The 22,329-nt window shown below is 36.1% G+C and carries 22 protein-coding genes and 7 tRNA genes; 15 read left to right on the top strand and 14 right to left on the bottom strand.

Going from position 1 to position 22,329, the window contains the following annotated elements:
• Positions 1-119: 119 nt before the first annotated feature.
• The gene (locus PHH50_02230; GenBank protein ID MDD3729112.1) at positions 120-437 is read left to right on the top strand and encodes a recombinase family protein; all 318 of its coding nucleotides are present in this window, start codon (positions 120-122) and stop codon (positions 435-437) included.
• A 928-nt stretch (positions 438-1,365) separates the two neighbouring features.
• Here the strand turns inward: PHH50_02230 and PHH50_02225 are convergent.
• The 3 genes from PHH50_02225 to PHH50_02215 form a co-directional block, all read right to left on the bottom strand.
• Positions 1,366-1,451, bottom strand: a tRNA-Ser gene (locus tag PHH50_02225).
• 4 nt (positions 1,452-1,455) lie between these two features.
• Positions 1,456-1,528, bottom strand: a tRNA-Arg gene (locus PHH50_02220).
• Positions 1,519-2,220, bottom strand: a complete 702-nt coding sequence (locus PHH50_02215) for a methyltransferase domain-containing protein (GenBank protein ID MDD3729111.1) — start codon at positions 2,218-2,220, stop codon at positions 1,519-1,521. The genes PHH50_02220 and PHH50_02215 overlap by 10 nt, the downstream gene beginning before the upstream one ends.
• 1 nt (position 2,221) lies before the next feature.
• On the opposite strand from PHH50_02215, the gene PHH50_02210 reads away from it, so the two are divergent.
• Entirely contained in the window at positions 2,222-3,742 is a 1,521-nt protein-coding gene (locus PHH50_02210; GenBank protein ID MDD3729110.1) for a tRNA uridine(34) 5-carboxymethylaminomethyl modification radical SAM/GNAT enzyme Elp3, read from the top strand.
• 121 nt (positions 3,743-3,863) lie between these two features.
• Here PHH50_02210 and PHH50_02205 read toward each other — a convergent pair whose 3' ends face one another.
• The 5 genes from PHH50_02205 to PHH50_02185 form a co-directional block, all read right to left on the bottom strand.
• A complete protein-coding gene (locus tag PHH50_02205) occupies positions 3,864-4,808 on the bottom strand; it encodes a Nif3-like dinuclear metal center hexameric protein (protein ID MDD3729109.1) in 945 nt (314 codons plus the stop codon).
• A 1-nt stretch (position 4,809) separates the two neighbouring features.
• Positions 4,810-4,986, bottom strand: a complete 177-nt coding sequence (locus tag PHH50_02200; GenBank protein ID MDD3729108.1) for a hypothetical protein — start codon at positions 4,984-4,986, stop codon at positions 4,810-4,812.
• An 80-nt stretch (positions 4,987-5,066) separates the two neighbouring features.
• Positions 5,067-6,293 (bottom strand): UDP-N-acetylmuramyl-tripeptide synthetase, encoded by a 1,227-nt coding sequence (gene murE / locus PHH50_02195; GenBank protein ID MDD3729107.1) that lies wholly within the window; start codon positions 6,291-6,293, stop codon positions 5,067-5,069.
• A 5-nt stretch (positions 6,294-6,298) separates the two neighbouring features.
• Positions 6,299-6,862 (bottom strand): Holliday junction ATP-dependent DNA helicase RuvA, encoded by a 564-nt coding sequence (locus tag PHH50_02190; protein MDD3729106.1) that lies wholly within the window; start codon positions 6,860-6,862, stop codon positions 6,299-6,301.
• A gap of 77 nt (positions 6,863-6,939) precedes the next feature.
• Positions 6,940-8,448 (bottom strand): radical SAM protein, encoded by a 1,509-nt coding sequence (locus tag PHH50_02185; GenBank protein MDD3729105.1) that lies wholly within the window; start codon positions 8,446-8,448, stop codon positions 6,940-6,942.
• Between the two features lie 116 nt (positions 8,449-8,564).
• Between PHH50_02185 and rpsT the strand changes: the two genes are divergently transcribed.
• Entirely contained in the window at positions 8,565-8,837 is a 273-nt protein-coding gene (gene rpsT / locus PHH50_02180) for a 30S ribosomal protein S20 (GenBank protein MDD3729104.1), read from the top strand.
• Here rpsT and holA read toward each other — a convergent pair.
• The 3 genes from holA to PHH50_02165 form a co-directional block, all read right to left on the bottom strand.
• The gene (gene holA, locus PHH50_02175; GenBank protein MDD3729103.1) at positions 8,820-9,749 is read right to left on the bottom strand and encodes a DNA polymerase III subunit delta; all 930 of its coding nucleotides are present in this window, start codon (positions 9,747-9,749) and stop codon (positions 8,820-8,822) included. The two genes, rpsT and holA, sit on opposite strands and share 18 nt — an antisense overlap.
• Positions 9,746-10,600, bottom strand: a complete 855-nt coding sequence (gene mutM, locus PHH50_02170) for a DNA-formamidopyrimidine glycosylase (protein ID MDD3729102.1) — start codon at positions 10,598-10,600, stop codon at positions 9,746-9,748. Before mutM ends, holA begins: the two co-directional genes overlap by 4 nt.
• Positions 10,601-10,690: 90 nt before the next feature.
• A complete protein-coding gene (locus PHH50_02165) occupies positions 10,691-11,059 on the bottom strand; it encodes a response regulator (protein MDD3729101.1) in 369 nt (122 codons plus the stop codon).
• A gap of 201 nt (positions 11,060-11,260) precedes the next feature.
• On the opposite strand from PHH50_02165, the gene nusA reads away from it, so the two are divergent.
• The 5 genes from nusA to rny all read left to right on the top strand — a co-directional run bounded on the left by nusA (position 11,261) and on the right by rny (position 16,706).
• Positions 11,261-12,436 (top strand): transcription termination factor NusA, encoded by a 1,176-nt coding sequence (gene nusA / locus PHH50_02160; protein MDD3729100.1) that lies wholly within the window; start codon positions 11,261-11,263, stop codon positions 12,434-12,436.
• Positions 12,437-12,499: 63 nt separating this feature from the next.
• On the top strand, positions 12,500-13,045 hold the full coding sequence (locus tag PHH50_02155) for an inorganic diphosphatase (GenBank protein ID MDD3729099.1): 546 nt from the start codon (positions 12,500-12,502) through the stop codon (positions 13,043-13,045).
• A complete protein-coding gene (tig, locus tag PHH50_02150; GenBank protein ID MDD3729098.1) occupies positions 13,026-14,261 on the top strand; it encodes a trigger factor in 1,236 nt (411 codons plus the stop codon). Before PHH50_02155 ends, tig begins: the two co-directional genes overlap by 20 nt.
• Before the next feature lie 94 nt (positions 14,262-14,355).
• Positions 14,356-14,940 carry an ATP-dependent Clp protease proteolytic subunit gene (locus PHH50_02145; protein MDD3729097.1) on the top strand — a complete coding sequence of 195 codons (585 nt, stop codon included), beginning with the start codon at positions 14,356-14,358 and terminating at the stop codon, positions 14,938-14,940.
• 236 nt (positions 14,941-15,176) lie between these two features.
• Positions 15,177-16,706 (top strand): ribonuclease Y, encoded by a 1,530-nt coding sequence (gene rny, locus PHH50_02140; GenBank protein MDD3729096.1) that lies wholly within the window; start codon positions 15,177-15,179, stop codon positions 16,704-16,706.
• Positions 16,707-16,759: 53 nt separating this feature from the next.
• On the opposite strand, the gene PHH50_02135 is transcribed toward rny, so the two are convergent.
• Both PHH50_02135 and PHH50_02130 read right to left on the bottom strand, forming a co-directional pair.
• Positions 16,760-16,833 (bottom strand) — tRNA-Gly (locus tag PHH50_02135).
• Between the two features lie 10 nt (positions 16,834-16,843).
• Positions 16,844-16,914: transfer RNA gene (locus PHH50_02130), tRNA-Pro, on the bottom strand.
• Between the two features lie 139 nt (positions 16,915-17,053).
• Here PHH50_02130 and PHH50_02125 point away from each other — a divergent pair.
• From PHH50_02125 to PHH50_02100, 6 genes are all read left to right on the top strand, one after another.
• Positions 17,054-17,968 (top strand): HAMP domain-containing sensor histidine kinase, encoded by a 915-nt coding sequence (locus tag PHH50_02125; GenBank protein ID MDD3729095.1) that lies wholly within the window; start codon positions 17,054-17,056, stop codon positions 17,966-17,968.
• 26 nt (positions 17,969-17,994) lie between these two features.
• On the top strand, positions 17,995-18,426 hold the full coding sequence (locus tag PHH50_02120; GenBank protein ID MDD3729094.1) for a hypothetical protein: 432 nt from the start codon (positions 17,995-17,997) through the stop codon (positions 18,424-18,426).
• Between the two features lie 55 nt (positions 18,427-18,481).
• Positions 18,482-18,555 (top strand) — tRNA-Arg (locus tag PHH50_02115).
• A 118-nt stretch (positions 18,556-18,673) separates the two neighbouring features.
• Complete coding sequence (locus PHH50_02110) at positions 18,674-19,150, top strand: hypothetical protein (protein ID MDD3729093.1); 477 nt, start codon at positions 18,674-18,676, stop codon at positions 19,148-19,150.
• A 119-nt stretch (positions 19,151-19,269) separates the two neighbouring features.
• A tRNA-His gene (locus tag PHH50_02105) sits at positions 19,270-19,342 on the top strand.
• Between the two features lie 18 nt (positions 19,343-19,360).
• Positions 19,361-19,513 (top strand): hypothetical protein, encoded by a 153-nt coding sequence (locus PHH50_02100; GenBank protein MDD3729092.1) that lies wholly within the window; start codon positions 19,361-19,363, stop codon positions 19,511-19,513.
• A gap of 32 nt (positions 19,514-19,545) precedes the next feature.
• Here the strand turns inward: PHH50_02100 and PHH50_02095 are convergent, their stop codons facing one another.
• A complete protein-coding gene (locus tag PHH50_02095; protein ID MDD3729091.1) occupies positions 19,546-20,568 on the bottom strand; it encodes a trypsin-like peptidase domain-containing protein in 1,023 nt (340 codons plus the stop codon).
• A gap of 73 nt (positions 20,569-20,641) precedes the next feature.
• Here PHH50_02095 and PHH50_02090 point away from each other — a divergent pair.
• A tRNA-Arg gene (locus tag PHH50_02090) sits at positions 20,642-20,716 on the top strand.
• The last annotated feature ends 1,613 nt before the right edge of the window (positions 20,717-22,329 follow it).

The raw sequence follows: 22,329 nt of genomic DNA, 5'->3' as shown, positions 1-22,329 counted from the left end.
TGCGCGCCGGACAGTCAGACCAAAGCCACTTAATCCCTCTTTTCTTAAAGGGAATTAGGGAGCAGGATGCCATAAGTCACGGCGCGCAAAGCTGCGTGACATCTTCAGTTTAACATAGAATGTCAGATAGATTGGCTCGCAATTCTATAGACGGCGGACGAATAATTTACTTGGTAGATACTGGCAAAATTACCACGCTAAAATTTCCTACTTTTTGGTTTGATCCGACGCCACAGGGAAAATTTATGTTGTCCATTGCTTTTGGGCAATCAAAATATTATGTGGATAATCTTTCTGAAAATATAAAGAGGGGTATTCGCCAGAAATTACGGAATGGTATTTGGCCCGCTTGGGCACCACTTGGCTATGTGAACGACAAAAACGCACGCTGTATCGCCGTGGATAAGGAAAAGGCAATATATCAAGCGGGCTTTTGAAATGTACGCCACTGGCGAATACCCCCTCGCTCAAATCCGAAAGATTATCAATTCCTTGGGCTTGGTTGGCAAGAAAGGCAAAATGCTTTCCGTCTCAAATTATCAGTATATGCTGAAAAATAAAATCTATTATGGAATGATTGAGTATAACGGTGAATTGTATGACGGAAAGCATGAACCGATTATCACAAAAAAACTTTTTGATTTATGCCAAGAAGTGATGATGAGGAAATCAAAACCGAAAACGCCAAAATTGAAGCCATATGTTTACCGCGGACTTTTCCGTTGTGGTGAGTGCGGTTGTTTTATTACCACCGAAACACAAAAAGGACATAACTATTTACGATGCACTAAAAGAAAAGTCCGCTGTTCGCAGAAGTATACAAGAGAAGAAATCATCACTTCTCAAATAAAGGAAGAAATCAAAAAAGTTTCTTTGTCTTCCGCTTGGGCAAACGCTTCAATCAATTATTTTGAAAAAGAAAAAATGAAAATTGCCCAAGCGGAAAGCTCTTTCGCCCAAAAAGCGAGAAATGAGCTTGTGGAAATAGAAGTAAAGCTTGATCGCTTGCTTGATTTGCAACTGGACGGCAATTTATCGCAAGCGGAATATACCGCCAAAAAGCACAGGATCATTCTCGCTAAAAAAGATTTGGAAGAAAAAATCAACGCTTTTAGGCGAAAGAGCAATAATCGGTTCGAACTTGCCATTGCCTTTCTAAAAGACGCCAACCAAGCCGAAAAATACGCTCAACAAGAAAATCCCGAAAGGATTCGGGATTTTCTCAAAAAGATTGGTTCGAACTTCCGCATTGCCGACCGCACGCTGGCGTGCGACTTCAAAAATGCCTTCAAAATAGCGGAAAAATACCATGCCGAGGCGCTTTGCGCCGAGGCAACATCTTACGATTTCACAAAAAGTGAAAATTGGCGGAGGGGGTGGGATTCGAACCCACAAGTCCTTACGGACACCGGTTTTCGAAACCGGCGGAATAGCCGTTATCCGACCCCTCCAATGTGTCCTCATCCCGACTTGAACGGGAATCTCAAGCTCCGGAGGCCTGCGCTCTATCCAATTAAGCTATGAGGACAAAGATGTGGCAACAAGATATATGTTTTTTCTATTCCCTCTTTCATTCTCTATCTGTCCTGTTTCTTTTACCTCAAAGTTCGCTTCTTTTGCAAGTTCACTTAATTCTTTTTCTGAAAAAGAGTGGTAATACCTGTTTGCCTTTTTTCCCCATGGCTCTAAGATATCTTTAAAGTCAAGTTTTGACATTCCAATAAGCTTTAAAAGAAAATACTTAAGAATAAGTTTTTTCTCTTCTTTTCTGTGAAATTTCCAAACAGTTAGAATAACAAGGCCATTATCTTTTAAAACTCTTCTTACTTCTTTTAAAAACTGAAGGCGGAACTCTTTTGAAGGAATATGGTGAAAGACGGCAACAGAAACCACTTTGTCAAAATGTTTGTCCGGAAAAGGAATATTAAGAGCGTCTCCTGTTCTAAAATCAGCAAAGAGATGCTTCTTTTTTGCAATCTCAATAAGTTTTTCGGAATTATCAATGCCAATATATTCCGTTTTCTTTTTTTGGAAATAGGAATAATAGCGGCCGTTTCCGCAACCAAGGTCCAAAACCTTATCTCCTTTTTTAATATATTTATCAAGCAAGGGTTTTAATTCTTCCCATAAATACTCCCTTGTCCTTGAAAAATCATCGGAAATAAAGTTATAATCCTCTCGAACCTTATTTATAATATATTTGGCGTAATCTTCTTTCATTATGGATAAAATAGCAGAAGAATTAATAAAAAGCAAAATAGAGACATTGAAAGACATTGATTCTTTCAGAAAATCCCTGGCTAAGAAACTTAAAATTTCGACTGTCTCAAATGTCGATTTAATTAAAGCATACCACAAAATACCCCTCTCTAAAAGAAATAAAAATCTAAAAAACCTTCTTGTTAAAAAAAGAATTCGCTCTTTGTCCGGAGTATCTGTTGTTTCCGTTTTAACCAAGCCCTACCCGTGTCCCGGAAAATGCATATACTGCCCGAGTGAAAAAGGAATGCCCAAAAGCTATTTAAGTAACGAGCCGGCGGTAATGCGGGCCATTTTAAACAGTTTTGACCCTTACAAACAAACCTCTTCAAGATTAAAAGCTTTAAAAATGGCGGGGCATAATACCGACAAGGTTGAACTTATTGTCATAGGAGGAACATGGTCTTATCTTCCCCAAAAATATCAAAAGTGGTTTATAAAAAGATGCTTTGAGGCCTGCAATAATAAAAAAAGCAAAACTCTTTTGGAAGCCCAAAGAAAAAACGAAAAATCAAAACAAAGGATGATAGGCCTTACTTTGGAAACAAGGCCGGACTTCATTACAAAGGAAGAAGTGGAATTCATGAGAAATCTAGGAGCGACAAGAATAGAACTTGGCGTTCAAAGCACAGATGAAAATGTCTTAATGCACAATAAAAGAGGGCATAAAAGGAAAGAAATAATAGAGGCGACAAAAATCTTAAAAGATGCCGGATTTAAAATTTGCTACCATATAATGCCAAATCTTTTCAAATCAACACTAAAAAAAGATATTGAGATGGCCAAAGAAATTTTCAATAATCATAACTTTCGGCCGGATATGATTAAAATATATCCCTGCGCGATTATAAAAGGAACCCCTCTTTATAAAAAATGGGAAAAGAAAGAATATTTTCCCTATAGTGAAAAAGATCTGATTTATCTTCTAAAAGAAACAAAAAAAGAAGTTCCAAAATATTGCCGAATCCAGCGCCTTATAAGAGACATTCCTTCTCAAAGCATTATCGAAGGGCCGGCCAAAATATCAAATCTCAGGCAGATAATAAAAAAAGAAGCGGAGAAAGAAGGTTGGAAGTGCAAATGCATAAGATGCAGAGAGGTAAAAGAAAACTACAATCCGAAAGAAAAACTCTTCCTTTTCAGGGAAAATTACGATGCCTCAGAAGGAAAAGAAATATTTCTTTCCTTTGAAAATAAAAATCAAGAAAAACTTTATTCTCTTCTTCGTCTTAGAATAAAAGACAATTTTGCGATAATAAGGGAAGTTCATACTTACGGACGAGTTCATTCTTTACTGAAAGGAAAAGATATTTCTCCCCAGCATAAAGGACTTGGAAAAAAGTTAATAAAAGAAGCCGAGAAAATAGCAAAGAAAGAATTCAAGGCAAAAAAAATATCCGTTATCTCGGGAGTGGGAGTAAGAGATTATTACAGATCGCTTGGTTACAAATTGGAAAATACTTATATGGTAAAGCCGCTTTGATAATACTCTCTTATTCTATTTATATAAAAATAAAGAATACGAAAATCAGCTTTAGTATATTTTTAAAATCCAAGCCCATTATTTAACTCAACGGTACTTTTTAAAGTAGAATAGTCATCAGCTAAACCCTTGATACCCTTATAACCCCCGAGCAGGGAACAATCTCAATTCCCCTTTTCTCAAGTTCGTCCAAGAAAAGATTAACGCCTATTGAGTCAGAAGAAATATGCCCGGCAATGACAACATTGATGTTTGCATTTTCAGCTTCTCTTTTATGTTCTTCTGAAATATGCATTCCCACTACCGTTCCTATCCCGACTTGAGCCATTTTTTCATAGAGTTTGGGAGAACCTTCCGTCCCTCCCGTAATTTCAGTAAGAGCTATTTTCCCGCAGCGATTCTCTAAAGAGCCGACAAAAACTTTAGGCCCGACTCCTATTTTTGACGCCTCTTTGTATTCCTGTATCTCATTTAAAGAATCCATCAAATCCTCTATTCTTTCCGGACTGTCTTTTTCTATTTTTTCTTTCAAAAACTTTGCAGCCAGATTATCGCAAGGAGTATGAAGACACATAATATTAAAGCCCAATAATTCCGCTGCATTAACCGTTCTTTGGTGATTAACCTTGTTTACTCCTCTTGCAACTTCGCTTATTCTTTCTCTCATCAACTTTTCGGCAATGTTTATAGGAAGGCCGTATTGATTAAGAACATCACACTGCAATTCCATTACATCGGCTAAATTGGCAAGTCCCTTGCCCAAAGGATGATGAGAAATTATCAAATCAACATTATTAAGTTCCTTGGCAAGAAGGATTTCAGCCGGTTCAACGTCTATTCCGACAAGAACTTTCTTTATATCTTTATCGTTTGCAACATGAAGTATTAAAGAGTCGGAATAAGGATTGCTTAAAGAATCAAGGTCAAAACCCTCTTTTTCTTTTTCACTCAGTTTCTCAAATTTTTCCTTCTTTCTTTTAAGATTTTTTTCAATTGAGGAATTTTCCCTGAAATCAGCGTCAATTCCCATTTGAAGAGCAAGATTGTATATTTCTTTTATTTTCATTTTATTTATTGGCTTTTGCCTTTTCTTTTGAAAAAAAGGCAGACAAATTTAAATTTTTATACAATTCTTCAATTAACTTTTTCTGCATCGAAAAATCAAGAACTTCCTTTCTTATTCTCGCCTTTTTTGCTCTTATGTGCTTTCTTAACGATTTTGACAATCTTTTCTTTTTATCCATAAATTTAAAAATATTAACGATTTTTACTATTTAAATATTAAAACAAAAACAAGGCAGAAAGGCAAGAAATAATATTTTCTTCAAAAAGATTTTTTATCGGAATTCTTTTTCAGTTTCAAAAGTTCCTCTTTTGCTATCTTCCTGTCGTCCCAAGGAATTTTCCTTCCGTTTGAAATACACATCCAAACTTCAGAACCCTTGCCTGTAATAACAACAATATCATTTGAATTTGCAGAAGACATTGCTTTTGAAATGGCCTCTTTTCTATCCAATATCTTTTGCCCTTTTCCTTCTGTACTTTTTGCCACTTCCTCTATTATCTTCAAAGGATCTTCATCATAAGGGTCTTCGTTTGTGATTATAATCTCATCGCAATAAGAGAGGGCAATTTTCCCAAAAACAGGCCTTTTCCATTTATCCCTTCCTCCTCCGCAAGAGCCCAAAACGCAAATCATTTTTCCTTTTTTGATATTAAAAAGAGTTTTATAGACCGCTTCAAGAGATACGGGAGTATGAGCATAATCAACAATCACAAGAGGATTTCTAGAAACAATTTCCATTCTTCCTTCAATAAAAACCTTTTTTAAGGCCCTGCTTGATATTTCAAGCGAAACGCCTTCTGAAAGAGCCGTCATGGAAGCTAAAAGAGCATTATATGCATTGAATCTTCCAAGAACCGGCAAATTAAATTCCACTCCTTTTATCTTAAAATCAATTCCTTTTTCCGTTTCTTTTATTTCTTCTGCCTCTATTTTATTTTTACCGAGAATAATTTTCTTTTCAGAAGGAATTTTAACGAAAAAAGAAGCATTTTCATCATCTCCGTTTATTACATGGGTTTTTTTTGTTTTTTTAAAAAGCTTCAATTTTGCATCGCGGTAATTTTCAAAGCTTCCGTGCGATTCAATATGCTCCAAAGAAAGATTCGTAAAAACGGCAACATCAAAATCAATAAAAAGATGGCGATACTGCTTTATACCTTCTGACGTTACTTCAAGAACAAAGTAATCGCAGTTTTCCCTTACTGCCTGTCTTAAAAGTTTTTGAAGCTTAAAACGGCCGGGCATTGTCATTTTAAGGCGGTTTTTCCACTCTTTTTCTTTTATTTTGAATATAGAAGAAGAAGAAAGGGCAACATTATATTCCGCCTCTTTTAAAATGGCGAAAATAAAATTGGTTGTCGTTGTTTTTCCTTTTGTCCCCGTTACCCCTATAACTTTTATTTTTTTTGAAGGGAAGCGGTATATCAAAGCTCCTAAAAAAGCCAATGAAAAATGATAGATATCTTTTAAAAAATTAATTAACATAGTTTTTACAATCCTTTCTCTGCCAAGACCTTCAGGGCGATTTTGATTTTCTCTTCAACGGTTTTCCCTTCAAAATCAATTTCCGAAATAGTTTCCCTTGCCTTTTGGCGCGAAAAACCAAGATTAACCAGTGACTCAAGAACAACATCTCCTTTATTATGGGAAGCTCCTTTTTTTATTTTCTCTCCAAGTTCAAAAAGAATAGCCATCGCTTTCTTCTTTCCGATTCCGGAAATTCCATAGAGAAGTCCTTCGTCTTGCTTTAATATTCTTTCTTTTAAAGATTTCAAAGTTCCTATTGAAGATATTTCAAGGGCGGCCTTCGGCCCCACCCCCCTTATTTTTTCTACAGTTTCAAAAAACTCAAGCTCTTCTGAATTTAAAAAACCATACAAGTTAAGGGCGTTTTCTTTCACCTCCAAAAAAGAAAAAAAAGATATTTTTTCGTTTTCTTTTATTTTTAAAATATTTTTTTGGGATAAAAAAATCTTATACCCGATTCCGTTTGAAAAAAGAACAACGTACTTCTCCTTTTTTAAGATAATTTTTCCTTCAAGATAAGATATCATATTTTTATTATAACCCTCTTTCTTCATTAAATAAAGGGAGCGCAAGTTTTCTTTTGCGCTCCTATTTCAAAAGAGCATTATTTTTTCAAATAATCTTCCAATTTTTCCACAAACCTTTCCTCTTTTTGCTTCTTTTGCCAGGCAACGACAAGCCGATGCCCGAAATAGCGAACAAAGTCCCTTTTCCAGGCACTGTGCCAAACAGACCATCCTCTCAGAAAATAGTCAAAAGGAAAAAGAACCGTTCTCAGACAGAGGCGGAAAAAGCTTGAAAATCCATAAAATCCCCTCATTATCCTTATAGGAAGCTCTTGAAATTCCCTGACGGTCATATCATCAGGAATAAAACAAGCTGTATTCCCGTCATATTTTTTCCAAGGAACCACACTAAGAGGAAAAATCCTTCCTTCTTCTTCAAGCCGCGCTCTTAATTCCGTTCCCGGAAGGGGAATAGGATGAAGGACTTGAACGCTATCAAGTCCGGCCTTCCTAATAAAACGGGAAAATATTTTAGCCCTCTCTTTTCCGTTTTTTGGGGATTTGTTGCCGCCTTTTTTAGGATACCCGAAAATAAACATGCCATGCACCCAAAAATATTTTCGAAGAATCTTCGTCCATTCAACCATTTTTGAAGAAGAATATCCCTTTTTCATGGCTTTCAAGTCCTCCGTTTCAGGGGACTCATAGCCAACAAAAACGCTGGAAACCCCAGCTTCTTTCATTAGCTCTAGAAATTCCGGCTTTTTTGCGGTTTCAAGCCGCGTTTGAACATTAATTCTTAGAGAATTGTTAAATTTTTCCCTAACCATTTCAAAAAAGCGAAAAGTCCCTTCAAAATCCTCCTCCATTCTATCATCAACAAGAAAGAACTTTTTAGCTCCTCTTGCTGAATTCAGCAAGCTGACCAAATTAAACAAATATTCAGGACTCTGCCAGCGGGATTTTCCCCTGACGCTGCAGAATTCGCAGAGTTTAGAACAGCCCCTTATTCTCCCTATCGGATAAATTTTTACCTTGGCATACTTTAGCAGGCCAAAGTCGGGAAAAGGAAGATTGTCTAAATTCGGAAATTCCAAGCGTCCTTTTGCAATGACAGGATGTTTTTTATCCAGAAAAGAAATTCCGGGAATTTCAAAAAGGGAAACTTCCCTTCCTGAAAAAACATCTAAAATTTTTCCAATCGCTCCTTCTCCTTCTCCGTGAACCACAACATGAATATCATGTTCAAGCTGTTCTTTTGGAAAGTTAAAAGCGTGCCAGCCGCCGGCTACGGTAAAAGCCCCCTGATTGCGATAAAATTTGGCAAGCTCCCAAACCCTCTCAATCGTGCTTGTAAGTCCGCAATAAAATCCTACCGCGCTTGCAGGCCTTTCTTTTTGAAGAAAAGAATGGTCCGGAAGGCCTAAAAAACGATGACCGCGGTAATTATTTTCATCAATAACTTCAACTTGCCAATTTGTGGTAAGATTGGCGGCAGTTGCAACCATAATAGGCCCAAGAGCCGTTGTAAAACGAGCGGCCCGAGAATAAATATTTACCTCCGGAAAAGAAGGAATAATGATTCTAAAAAGCTTTTGAGTTTTCATCTTTTCTCCTTCTGTTTAAAAAGAGCTGTTAACCAAAGTAAAAAGAGCTTGTTTTGATGATATAACAGGAAAACTCCTTTGACAAGTTTGGCTTTTATATGCTAGCATATAAAATCATGCCAACAACAAAATCTGCGCAAAAGGCGCTTTTACAAAATAAAAAAAGGAGGATTGAAAACAGAAATTCAATCAAAAAAAGCCGAGGACTTGTTAAAAAAGTCAATTTATTGATTGGAAAGAAAGAGAAAGAAGAAGCAAAAAAAATGATTCCCGAAATTTACAAGGCCCTGGATAAGGCGGCAAAAAAGGGAGTAATAAAGAAAAAAAACGCTTCAAGAAAAAAGTCACGGCTTACCAAGGCAATCCAAAAGCTAGAGAGCGGCAATTAAAAGCTCTAAAGACAATTCCTTTTGATTTTTACCTGTTTTAATATCCAGGTCGGCTTTTGTTAAATATTTATAAATCTCTTTTAGTTCCGGCAAAGTAAATTTTAAAGATTGATTATAGGTTTTTCTAAAGACGAAAGGATGCATTTTTGTCTTTTTAAGAATACTACTGTAATCTTCTCCTCTTTCAAGAAGGTCTTTAACAGTTAAAATATTTCTGAATTGGTAAATAATCATAGTTAAAAGATAAAGAGGATTTTCTCCTTTTTCAATATGAGATCGAATATGCCCTATCGCCTCTTTTTTCTTTTTTTCAGCTATAGCGTCAATTGTCTTAAAAATCTCGCTTTTAATATCAAAGCAAGTTAACTTTTTTATGTCTTCTTCCGTTATCTCTTTCTTTTCCGAAAAACAGGAAATTTTAATGATTTCATTGCTCGCTTTCCACAGATCCCCTTTAACGGAAGATGCAAAAAGAAAAAGAGCTTTTTCATCTATCGTCTTTCCGTATTTTTCAAATTCCTTTTTAATCCATTTTTTAAGATTTGCCCCGCTTAAAAAATCAAATTTCTGCAAGGAAGATTTTTCTTTCAATATCTTAAAGGTCTTCTCTTTTTCATCCACTTCTTCTTCTGAAAGTAAAAATATATTTTCAGAAGAAACAAAACTGTCTATTTCTTCTAAAAATTCGTCTTTTTTTGAGAAAACGCCAGAAAGAAGATAAAGCTTTTTTTCTTCAAATATTGACTTTTGAGAAGATTGAACGGCAATTTCTTTCATTGAAAAATTATCCCTAAGACAATCAAAGCGCCTTAAATTAACGCCGCTTTTATGTTTTTCGCCATAACGGGAAATAATCTCTCTTGTCTTTTCCCTTATTCTATAAGTATCTTTTCCGTAAAGAAAAATAATCATAATATTTGGCAATTTGGGCAAAAATGAGCGCTCCTCCCTCCTATTTTTATCCTTTCTATTTTTTCTTTGCAAGCAAAACAGTTTTTTCCGGTTCTTCTGTATACTTTATGCTCTTTTTGGAATTCTCCCTTGCTTCCGTCAACTCTCCGATAATCACTCATGCTGTCGCCTTTCAATTTCAATGATAATTTAAGAATTTCTTGCGAGAATTTGAAAATAAGTTTTATTTCCTCTTTACTTAAAGAATCTGCTTTTTTAAAAGGATGTATTTTTGATTTCCAAAGGATTTCATCGGCATATATATTGCCTATTCCGGAAACCAGTTCTTGATTCATTAAAACCTGCTTTATCTTTCCTTTTTGATTCTTAATCTTTTCAAAAAAATTATCAAAAGAAATTTCAAAAATATCAGGCCCTAAAAGGCGAAAATCCGGCTCTTCTTTGGATAATTCCATTTTGGCAAATTTTCTAAGATCAGAAAGAGAAAGCATAAATCCGTCTTCAAAGAAGAAAACTACTCTTATAAAAAGATTCATCGGGTCATTCAAAGGGCCCTCTTTCTGAGAAACCCATCTTTTTTCATTAAATGTCCATTTTCCAAAAAGAAAATGCCCGGTCATTTTTAAATGAGTTAAGAGAAAATAATTTCCCGACAGGACAAAAACGATATTTTTTCCTTTTCTGAATATTTTTTCAATCCGCCTCCCAATAATTTCTTTTTTAAAAAGAGAAAAGTTTTTGGGCTTTTTTATTATATTAGGAGTATCCGTCCAAACATCTTTAATCGTTTTTCCGATTATTTTTTCCTTAAGATCAAGGACTATTGTTTCAACTTCGGGCAATTCAGGCATTTTTTTAGCAAAAAAGGTTAAAAAATAAGAGGCGACAGCAAAGCGCCTCCAAATTTTTGTTTATTAATTCAACTTTAAACAAAGGTTGCTTTATTTCAAAAATTCCTTTATTTTTTCGATTATCTCAAGCGGCGTATGGTGCGCTTTGACCAAAAAATCAACAGCTCCCATTTTCAGTCCTCTTTCAATATCTTCCCTTTGGCCAAGATTTGAAATGATTATAACAGGAATTCCTTCAAGAGCAGAATCTTCTTTCAATCGCTCTAAAACATCAAAGCCGTCAATTCCCGGAAGAATCAAATCAAGGAGAACAAGAGAAGGCTTTTCTTCTTTCGCCTTCTTTACCCCTTCTTCTCCGTCAGCAGCTTCAACGATCTCATATCCTTCTTTGGAAAGTTTCTGGGATATAAGCTCCCTTAGGAACTTATCATCCTCAACTATTAAAATTTTCTTGTCCATAGATTTATTTCTTTTTTTTATTTTATCTTATTTAAAAAATAAGGCAAGTGGCTTTTTAAGTCAAACATCAGCACACCGTTTATTATAATACATTGTTTTTCTAAAGCAAGAGGGAGTTTAAAAATTTGACAAAAGTTTTTCCTTAATATAAAATGAAGATGCTGTCCGTTCAAGAAAAACGGGCATTTTAATTAAAAAAATATGGACTTAAAAAATTTCACATCGGCAATCACCCAAATATCGGAAGAAAAAGGAATACCAGAGGAAAGCGTAATAGAAAGTATTGAGACGGCCATAGCCGCGGCATATAAAAAAGAATATGCCGGAAAAGCCCAGATTATAAAAGCAAAGCTGGATAAAGCAACCGGCCGGGCTTCTTTTTGGCAAATAAAAAATGTTCTCTCCGAGGATATGATTTATTCCGAGGAAGAGCTTGAAGCGCTAAAAGACAATTTTTCTCAAGAAGAAGCGGAGAAGGGCAAAAAACCGGAAGAAGAAGAAAAAAAAATAAGATTCAATCCTGAGCGCCATATAATGATTGACGAAGCAAAAAAAATCGACAAAAAACTAAAACCGGGAGACGAGCTTAAAATTCCCCTTGAAGAGAAAGAATCTTTTGGCAGAATTGCCGCCCAAACAGCAAAGCAAGTTATTCTTCAAAAAATAAGAGAAGCTGAAAGAAGCACGATTTTGAGCGAATATAAAGACAAAGAGGGTGAGATAATATCGGGCGTTATACAAAGAATAGAAGGAAAGAATATCTATGTCGATATAGGAAAAACACTTGGAATTCTTCCGAAAGAAGAACAAGTTTACGGAGAATTTTACAAGCCAAACCAGCGCCTTAAGGTATATGTTTTAAAAACCGATGAGACCCCAAAAGGGCCTGTTGTCGTTCTTTCAAGGGCACATCCCAAAATGGTTTCAAAGCTTTTTGAAATTGAAGTTCCGGAAATAGCCCAAGGAACTGTAGTCATTAAGGCAATAAGCAGAGAACCGGGTTCTCGTTCAAAGATAGCAGTAGAATCAAAAGCCAAAGGAATTGACCCAATAGGAAGCACTGTCGGACAAAGAGGTTCAAGAGTTATGGCTGTAATAAGCGAGCTTGGAGGTGAAAAAATAGACGTAATTGAATATTCAGACAAACCGGAAAAATTCATTGAAAACGCCATTTCTCCGGCGAAGATAAGCCAGATTAAAGTAATGCCTAAAAACAAAGCTCTTTGCATTGTTCCAGAGGACCAGCTTTCTCTTGCTATCGGCAAAGACGGACAAAATGTCCGCCTTGCCGCAAAGCTTACCGGATGGAAAATAGACGTAAAATCTGAAGACGGAGATGAAATTATATCAGACGAAGAAGAAAACGAAGAAGAATAAACTTAAAAAATAAAAAAGGCGGTTTTTTAAAATTAAAAACTTAAAGAATTGCTTTCAAAAAATATGACAAATTTATTCAAAGACATACCAGCGGGAGAAAACCCCCCTGAAGAAATAAATGTCGTTATTGATATCCCAAAAGGGTCAAATAATAAGTATGAATATAACGAAGAAGGCGGATACTTTGAGCTGGACAGAACTCTTTTTTCGCCAATGTATTTTCCTTTTGAATACGGTTTTATTCCCAGAACAAAATCGGGAGACGGCGACTCAATAGACGTTGTTTTGATTATGAGCCGTCCAACTTTCTCCGGATGCCTTATAAAAGCCCGCCCCATAGGAGTTCTTCTTATGAGCGACGAAAAAGGAATCGATAATAAAATAATAGCCGTTCCCACAAAAGAAGTTGATCCTCGATTTAAAGAAGTTAAAAACATAGAGGATATCGGAGAACACTTGAAAGATGAAATAGAACTCTTTTTTTCCGACTATAAAAAGCTGGAAAAAGAAAAATACAAACACGTTAAAATAGAGAAATGGGAAAACGAGCAGAAAGCAAAAGAAATAATAAACGAAGCTGTGATAAAATATGCAAACGAAAATAAATAATTTACCCGATTCAAATATTGAGATTGACTTTGAGCTTTCTGCTGATGAATTTGAAAAGTTTGAAAAAAAAGCGCTGCTTGAAATCGGAAAAGATTTTGAAGCAGATGGATTTCGAAAAGGAAAAGTCCCGGAAAAAACAATATTAGAAAACCTAGGAGAAGAAAAAATATTGTCCGAAGCGATAAACTTGGCAATACAAAAATCTTTTTCCGAGGCGGTTTTGGATAATAATCTTGAAATAATATCAAAACCGGAAGCAAGTATTGTAAAAATTGCCAAGGGAAATCCCTTTCAGTTTAAGGTTAAGGTCTGTGTTATTCCAAAGATAAAGCTGCCCGACTATAAAGAAATAGCTAAAAAATGCGAAAAAAAAGAAATAAGCGTTGAAGAAAATGAAATTGAAGAATCCTTAAAATGGGTTCAAAAATCAAGAACAATTCTTTCACTTAAAGATTCTCCGGCAGAAAAAGGAGATTTTGTCGAAATTGAATATTCTATTTTGGGAGGAGAAAAGTATAAAGACGGCTTTGTTTTGGGGCAAGGAAGCTTTATGGACGGTTTTGAAGAGGCCTTGATTGGAATGTCAAACGGAGAGGAAAAAAAAGGGATTAAAACAAAGACAAAAGAAGGAAAAGAAGTTCTTGCTGATATTGTCCTTATTTCTGTTAAAAAAATGGAACTGCCAGATTTAACCGACGAATTTGTAAAAACCCTTGGCGCATTTGAAGGACTGGAAAACTTTAAAGAAAGTATAAGGGAAGGATTAAAAATAGAGAAAGAAAAAGCCGAACTGCAAAGAGTTCGAACGGAAATAATAGATAAAATAATTAAAGAAACGCCCTTTGATACCCCGGGGGCATTAAAAGAAAAAGAGGAAGAAGCTCTTTTTGAAAACTTTAAAAAAGGGATTAAAGAAAACTTCAATCTTTCTTTTGAAGAGTATATAGAAAAGACGAAAAAAGATGAAACAGAAATGAAAAAAGCATTTTCCGATGAAGCCGAAAAGAAAATAAAAGGTCTTCTTATCTTAAGAGAAATCGCAAAACAAGAAAAAATTGACGCGACAAAAGAGGAAGTGGAAGAAGAGACAAAAAAGATAATGAGCCATTATAAAGACGTTAAAGAGATAAAGTTAACTCCTGAAGAAATAAGAGATTATGTGAAAGAATCCTTAATCAGAGAAAAAACTTTCAAAATTTTGGAAAATTGTGTATAATAATTCTTGAGCTTTTGTAAAGCTCGTACAAGGTCGCTCCTTTTAAACATCAGCTTCAAACGGAGCAATTATCTAAAAAAACAAAAATTAAAATATGAATTTGATTCCAACGGTACTTGAAAAGACAAATTACGGAGAAAGAGCCTACGATATATATTCGCGTCTTTTAAAAGAAAGGATTGTTTTTTTAGCTGGCCCGATAAACGATAATCTGGCCAATGTGGTTATTGCTCAGATGCTTTTTTTGGCAAGTGTTGATCCCAAAAAAGACATCCAGCTTTATATCAACACCCCCGGAGGATCTGTAACCGCGGGGCTTGCGATATACGACACGATGCAGTATGTAAAATGCCCTATTGTGACAATCTGCTTCGGGCTTGCAGGTTCAATGGGCGCTGTTCTTCTGGCTTCCGGAGAAAAAGGAAAAAGGTTTGCCCTTCCAAATTCGGAAATATTGCTTCATCAAGTAATGGGAGGAGTAAGCGGACAAGCAACAGAAATAGAAATTACCGCGAAACAAATTATCAAGATTAAAAACAAGATAAGCAAAATCTTGGTTAAAAAAACCGGAAATCCTCTTTCAAAAATAGAAAAGGACACAGATAGAGATTTCTACCTTTCAGCGGAAGAAGCAAAGAAGTACGGAGTAATAGATGAAGTTATTAAAACAAAGGATTAGATTAATCCTTGTTTTTTGTTTTTGCCTTTTAAAAAAGATAGAAAATATTCTGCCCGAAAAAAAAGGCAAAAAATTAATTATTAGATTTTGGATTAATTCTCACCTTGTTCCCGCTTTCATTCTTTAGAGTTTTTTTGACAGCTTTCTATCATTATCAATCTCAAAAATAAACCGAAAAGAAACGACAAAGGAAAAAAGCGATACGGGGAAAATAGCCAATTTCTTCTCTTAAAAACATGAACCAGTTAATCCTGCTTGTAGCGGTATTTCTGGCTTTGACGGCAGGTTCAATATTCGGATATTTCGCTCGTCAATCAATCGCTAGAAAAAGAGCGGACAAGATTGAAACAACTCTCAAAAAAAGAATTTCCGAAGTAAAAAAAGAAACTGAAGAGCTGTTATTAAAAGCGCAAGAAAAATCATCAGCAATACTTGAAGAAGCCGCCAGAGAAACAGAAGAACAAAAAAAAGAGATATTCAAAGCCGAAAGACTTCTCCTTAAAAGAGAAAACTTGCTGGGAGAAAAAATAACAGATATTGAAAATCGAGAAAAAGAATTTAACAAAAAAGTTGAGAAACTGAAAGAAATCAAGGCAAATTTGGAAAATCTCCATCTTGAAGCATCTTCAAATCTTGAAAGAATATCTTCTCTTTCAAAAGAGGAAGCAAAAAAAGAACTGTTGGAAATAACAGAAAAAGAATATGAAAAAGACCTTTTGTTGCGGCTAAGAAAACTTGAAGAGGAAGGAGAAGAAAGGATGGAAAAAAGAGCGAAAGAAATTCTCACCATGGTAATCCAAAGGTGCGCAATGTCGCATGCTCAGGAAATAACAACAACAACTGTTTCTATTCCATCTGATGAAATAAAAGGAAGAATAATAGGAAAAGAAGGAAGGAATATAAATACTTTGGAAAAACTTACAGGAGTCGAGATTATAGTCGACGATACCCCTGAAGCAGTCACTATTTCGGGATTTGATCCGATAAGAAGACAGATAGCTAAAAATGCTCTAGAAAAATTAGTAAAAGACGGAAGAATACAGCCGGCTAGAATAGAAGAGATGGTAAAAAAAGCCGAAGAAGAAATAGCCTCGCAAGTTAAAGAAGCGGGAGAAAAAGCCATATATGACACCGGAATAATGGGACTTAATCCTCGCCTCGTAAATCTTGTTGGACGGTTGCGGTTTAGAACAAGTTACGGTCAAAACGCTCTTCTTCACTCGATTGAAGTTTCCCACCTTGCCGCTGGACTTGCATCTGAAGTTGGCGGAAACGTTAAAGTAGCTCAAAAAGCAGGTCTTTTACATGACATAGGAAAAGCGATAGACCATCAGGTAAAAGGAACCCATGTCGATATCGGAATCAAAATACTTGAGAAGTTCGGAGTAGAAAAGGAAGTGATAGACGCAATGAAATCCCACCATGAAGAATACCCGACTGAATCTCTTGAAGGAATTTTAGTTCAAACAGCCGACCAAATATCAGGAGCAAGACCGGGCGCCAGAAAAGATACTTTGGAAAATTACCTTAAACGGCTTGAAGATCTTGAACAAATTGCCTCTGACGTTCCCGGGATAGAAAGAGCTTACGCAATTCAAGCAGGAAGAGAATTAAGAATTTTCGTAAGACCCAATGAAATTTCCGATTTTGCCGCAAAAAAAATGGCAAAAGAAATTGCCGAAAAAATTCAGGAAGAACTGAAATATCCGGGAGAAATAAAAGTGACTGTAATAAGGGAAAATAGAGCCGTTGAATACGCCAGATAACAAAAAATGCTCAGTTTTAAAAAAGAATGGAATTTTATTCCATTCTTTTTTATTGGAGCGGGTAACGGGATTTGCACCCGTGCTAAGACCTTGGAAGAGTCTTGTGCTGCTGTTACACCATACCCGCGGACTCTTTGTCGGGGTACTCGGATTCGAACCGAGATTAAATCCTCCCAAAGGACTCGTGCTGCCGTTGCACTATACCCCGAAAAATTAAGTAAAAAACTCTAGTAAAGGCAATATATCTATATCATTTTTAGAGAAAAATATCAAATAATAGCACAAATAATCATATACTTTTTAAAAAATATCTGCTATAATTCAACTTGATTTAAGTAAAATGAAAAATGAAAAAATATTCAAGATACAGAAAAGATAACGGTTCTTTTTGGAGATCCCCCCAGCTTCTTTTTCTAATACTCGGAATAATTATCTGTTTTACCTCTATAATCCTTTATCTTATAGCGATAAAAAATATAGAAGAGCCGACTCTCGCCGCTCTTATTGTGATAATAGTAAACATATTTCTCCTTATAGTTTCCTTCGTAATTTTAAAGAACTTTGAAAAAACTATTGAAATTTCAAAAATAAAGTCAGAATTCATTAATATTGTTTCTCACCAATTAAGGTCCCCTATTGTTAATTTGAAGTGGGCCCTTGAAATACTAGAAGAAGAAGACGACATAGAAAAGCAAAAAAAATACATTAAAAATCTAAGGGAAAACATCGAAAGAATAACGGAATTGGTTGAAGATTTTTTTATCGCCTCTAGAATACAGGAAGAAAAGATTAATTTAAAAAGGGAAGATGTTGATCTAAAGAAAACGACAGAGGATGCAATTTCCCGCTTTAAAATATTTGCCGAAAATCTTGATGTGAAAATAATTCTTCAAGCAGATGAAAATATTCCTTTTGTTTTTATAGACCCTTCACAAATAAAGCTTGTTATTGAAAATCTTCTTGATAACGCAATTTGCTATAATAAAAAAAATGGACAAGTGAATATTTCAATTACCAAGAAAAACGGCAAAGTATATTTTAAAATAGAAGATTCTGGATTTGGAATTCCCAAAGAAGACCAAAAAAACATATTTGAAAAGTTTTTCAGATCGAAAAATTCCCAAAAAAGGAAAGAAAAAGGAACCGGACTTGGCCTTTTTATCGCCAAATCCATTATTGAAAATGAAAAAGGGAAGATTTGGTTTAAGTCAGAAGAAGAAAAAGGAACAACTTTTTACTTTTATTTACCGATAAAAAAGTAGATAAAATTTTCCCCTTTTAAAAGAATATGAAAAATTCCTCTTTAGAAAAAGAAAAAAAAAGAATAATTCTTTCTATTTTTCTTCTTTTTTTGCTTATTGCCTTTCTTAGTTTTGCTCTTCTTTTTGCTAGAGGAAAATTTGAAAAAAAAGAATACATTCCGGATAATCAAGAAATAAAATTTACAAAAAAAACAGAAAATATTCCAAGTAACGAGAATTTTATTAAAAGAATATATGAAATAGCCCCAGAAGGAATAATTATCAACGATTTTTCAATTAGCAAATCTAATTTTGAAGATGAGAATTTTTCTTTTTCTATATACGGTTTTTCTCCTGACACAGAAACACTTTTTCTTTTTTTAAATAATCTAAGAAAAGAGGAAAGAATAAAGGATATATATATTCCTCCCTCAAGCTGGATTAATTCAGAAAGTTTTTCTTTATTCTTTAAATTATAAACAAATCGCTTTTTAAGGTTGACTAAACGGTTTTTTGTTTTAGAATAGAAAATCCGCTCTCGTAGCTTAATTGGATAAAGCAATTCCCTTCTAAGGAAAAGAGTGCAGGTTCGAGTCCTGCCGAGAGCACTAGAATTAAAAGCATTTCCTAAAAAAAGCACGAAATACTTTTCCTATTTCTCTTTTCAATCTTGATTTTTTTATTATCTTAAGCTAGATTGAAAGCCAGATCTTTGAAATTTTGAAAATGAGAAACCGAATGTCAAGAAAAAATTGTCTTATTAAAATGTCAGGTGACACGATTAATATTGATGTGTTGCATTGGATTAAAGAACTGAGTCAAAAATATTTTGTAGTTGTTTGTGTAGGAGGAGGAACGCAAATTAACGAAGCTTTCACAACAGCCGGCTTTCCGATCGGAGAATTTGGTCCGTTAGGCCGAGAAACAAAAAAATTAGAAGAAAGGCAGTTGGCAAGAAATATACTGGAAAAAAACCAGGCAGAGGTTCAAGACCGTCTAGCTAATTTGGGCGTCCACGCCAGCGTTGTAATACCAGTAATAAACATCGGCACTGTCCTTTGCCACGTTAATGGGGACCAGTTCATTCTTTCCGCTTATCACGGATTTGATGTTTTGTATATTGTTACAACAAAAGAAAGAGAAGAAAAAAAGAAATCTCTTTTTTCTCGGTATCCCAAAATTCAAATAATATCGTTCAAATAAGATTTAATAATCCCTTGCAGGCATTAACCTGCTTGGGATTTTTTTGTAAAAAAATACTGAAATAGAAAATAAAATTCTTGATTTAGAAGCAAAATTAAGGTAGAATGCCTTTTACAATGGTGACCGTAGCTCAATTGGCAGAGCACTTCGCTGTGGCCGAAGTGGTTGCGCGTTCGAGTCGCGTCGGTCACCCACTAAATAATCTTATAAATGATAAACTTAAACAGAAAAGTCCCAATAATAGTAGCAGCTATTGTTATTTTCTTAGTAGGATTGCTGTTCTCTTTTTTTATTATTTTAAGGTATAAGGAGATATTGGAAATAAGATACGGCGCTCCTTATTATTTTGATTATTTGAATTAGGTATACTAAAAAAAGGGGCATTTCCCCTTTTTTTATATCTTCTCCTTAAGTTCTATTTTTGTTTTTATCTTTTTGCCGTCTCTTAAAAATAGAAGCTCGGCCTTGTCTCCGATATTGTAATTGCTGATTATCCTTGAAAGCGGATTATCGACATCAATCTTTTCCTCTCCAATGTTAAGTACAATATCAAATTCCTTAAGCCCGGCTTTTTGGGCCGCTGAATTTTTTATTACCGCAGGATCTCCTAATCGTTCTCTTATTATAAGGGCGCCATAATCAACCGGCAAGTTGTTTTTCTCGGCTATTTCCTTATTTATAATAATATATTTTATTCCAAGAAAAGGAACTTTCATCTTTCCGTACATCATAACCTCTTTTAAGTCCTTTTTGGCATAGTTAATGGGTATTGCAAAACCCATGTTCTGGGCGCCAACAATAGCAGCTGTATTTATTCCTATTACTTCTGATTCCATATTAACAAGAGGACCTCCTGAATTTCCTGGATTTATAGCCGCATCGGTTTGAATAAGCCCCCTTAAATTCTCTGTTTGGCCACTAAAATTATTAAAAGGCCTTATAAACCTTGAAAGACCAGAAACAATTCCGGAACTTAAGGTGTCATGAAACTCTCCAAGAGCGTTTCCTATGGCAACAACGTCTTCTCCAAGCTCAACTTTATCAGAATCCCCGAGTTCCAAATAAGGAAGATTTTTTTCTTCTATTTTTAAAATGGCAACATCGTTTATCGGGTCTCTCGCAAGAACTCTTGCAATATATTTTTCACTCGGTTCAAGTAATGCGGTATATTCGGCTTCATTATCTTCAACAACATGGCAGGAAGTAAGGACATATCCGTCCGGAGAAACAATAAAAGCCGATCCTCCTCCTATTTTTTGCATTTCTGTCTTACCATCCTTAATTTTAGGCATAATATACTCTTTTTCTCCAAAAGGAAGCATATAAAAACCTTCCACCTTTGGAAGGTCTTTTGAAATTACAATAGTTATAACGGCAGGACAAGCTTTTTTAGCAACTTCTATAATTGGCGATTTCATCAGTAGGTATTATAACATAAAAAAATTTGTCAGCAAGGAAAAATTCTGTTAGTATCATCTCGAAGAACAAATTGTCCTCGTAGTTCAATGGACAGAACGAGAGTTTCCTAAACTCTAAATGCAGGTTCGATTCCTGCCGAGGACACCACTACAAAACAAGACGGCTTTTTGAGAGCCAAATCGTGGGCGGCACGCAGTGCCGCCCATTGGTTTTTGTGCGGAGAATCCTTGCCGCTCGGCGCGGCAAGCCGCGCCTCGCGGTTGGCCAAGACGAGGTTCGAGCCAAAGATTTCTTTGGCAGCAACCTTTTTGACGAAAAGGTTGCTCTCCCGCGCGATTTTAGGCAGATTCTCTGCCTCTTTTATCCATTCCGCCATAGGTTCGAGCCAGCCAGTCCGCTTTTGTTCAAGATTGAAAGATTGCTCCTCCAGCGACTTTTTCTCGCTTAAGAGTTTTGCCTTTTCCACTCGGTATATTTCCTGCTCAATAACTTGCTCAAGATAGCCGTCTAAAAGTCGCTGGAGCTTGAGCGAGATCGTTTCGATTTTCTCCCGCGCTTCTTGAACAAAAGCGGTTGCGGATTGGGCGGCTTCTGTTTTGTCTTTTTCAAGCATTTTCCTCATTTCTGCCGCCCAATCCGGTCTCAAAGAAAATTTTTGAAGGAGTCGGGATAACTGCCGATTTAATTCTTCCTCGCGGACATAAGGTTGAGAGCAGTTGCCGCGCTTTTTGGTACAGCGGTAATAAATATGCCCCTTTTGCTTTTCGGCAGTTATCCCCATGCCGCACTCGGCGCAACGCATGAGACCGCAGAACGGTTGCGGCTCGTTCTTCGGTTTATGGTGCGGCCGGCCGCGCTCCTTCAAAATTTCCTGTACCTTGTCAAAAATTTTCTTTGAGACGACTGGCTGGTGTTTGCCCTCGTAGACCTCTCCGGCGTAGCGAAAGAGGCCGACATAAAACGGATTGGAAAGGATAAAAGAAATTCTGTCTCGGTTGATTTGCTTGCCGCCGCTTGAAAGCATTCCGTTCTGCGCCAAAAAGTTTGAGATGTCTTCAAGGCGCGAGCCGTTTTGCGCGTAAAGCTCAAACGCGTGGCGAATGATAACCGATTTTCTTTTGTCCACAATGATTGATTTAGTGCGAACGTCATTTATGTAGCCGACCGGCGCAACGCCCGGATATTCGCCGCGCTTCACTTTTTGGCGCAATCCTCGGCGTGTATTTTCGGCAAGCGAATCAACATAATATTTGCTTTGCCCAAAAACAATGTTGAGCATAAATTTTCCTTGCGGCGTATTCTCAAACCATAGCGTCGGAAATTTCAACGCCGCAATATGCCCGCAATCCAAGAGATAAATTATTCGTCCGCCATCAACAGAATTGCGCGCCAATCTGTCCGCGTGCCACGCCAAAATTCCGTTAGCTTCGCCGTGTTCAATGCGGTTGAGCATATCGTTGAATATTGGACGGCCCGGAATTTTGGCGGACTGCTTTTCTATAAACTCATCAACAACATTTAGCCCTTCGGTTTTGGCAAAAGCGCGTAATTCTGCAAGTTGGTCATCGATAGACCGCACTTGTTTATCTTCCACATCAGTGGACTTGCGGGCATACAAAAAGAATTTTTGCGAGATAGTGTTTTGCATAAATATAATACTTAAATCGCCGCCCTGGTGTGCTCAACTCGAAGAACTTCGAATTGTCCAAGACGGCGATCAAAAAAGTCCTTCGACTTGTTGAGCACGACTTCAGTATAGC

Source organism: Candidatus Paceibacterota bacterium, from assembly GCA_028697015.1.
Taxonomy (GTDB): Bacteria; Patescibacteriota; Minisyncoccia; order Minisyncoccales; family GWA2-38-27; genus JAQVFW01.
The sequence above is the reverse complement of the archived record's forward strand: the minus strand, read 5'-3'. Positions and strand labels throughout refer to the sequence as shown.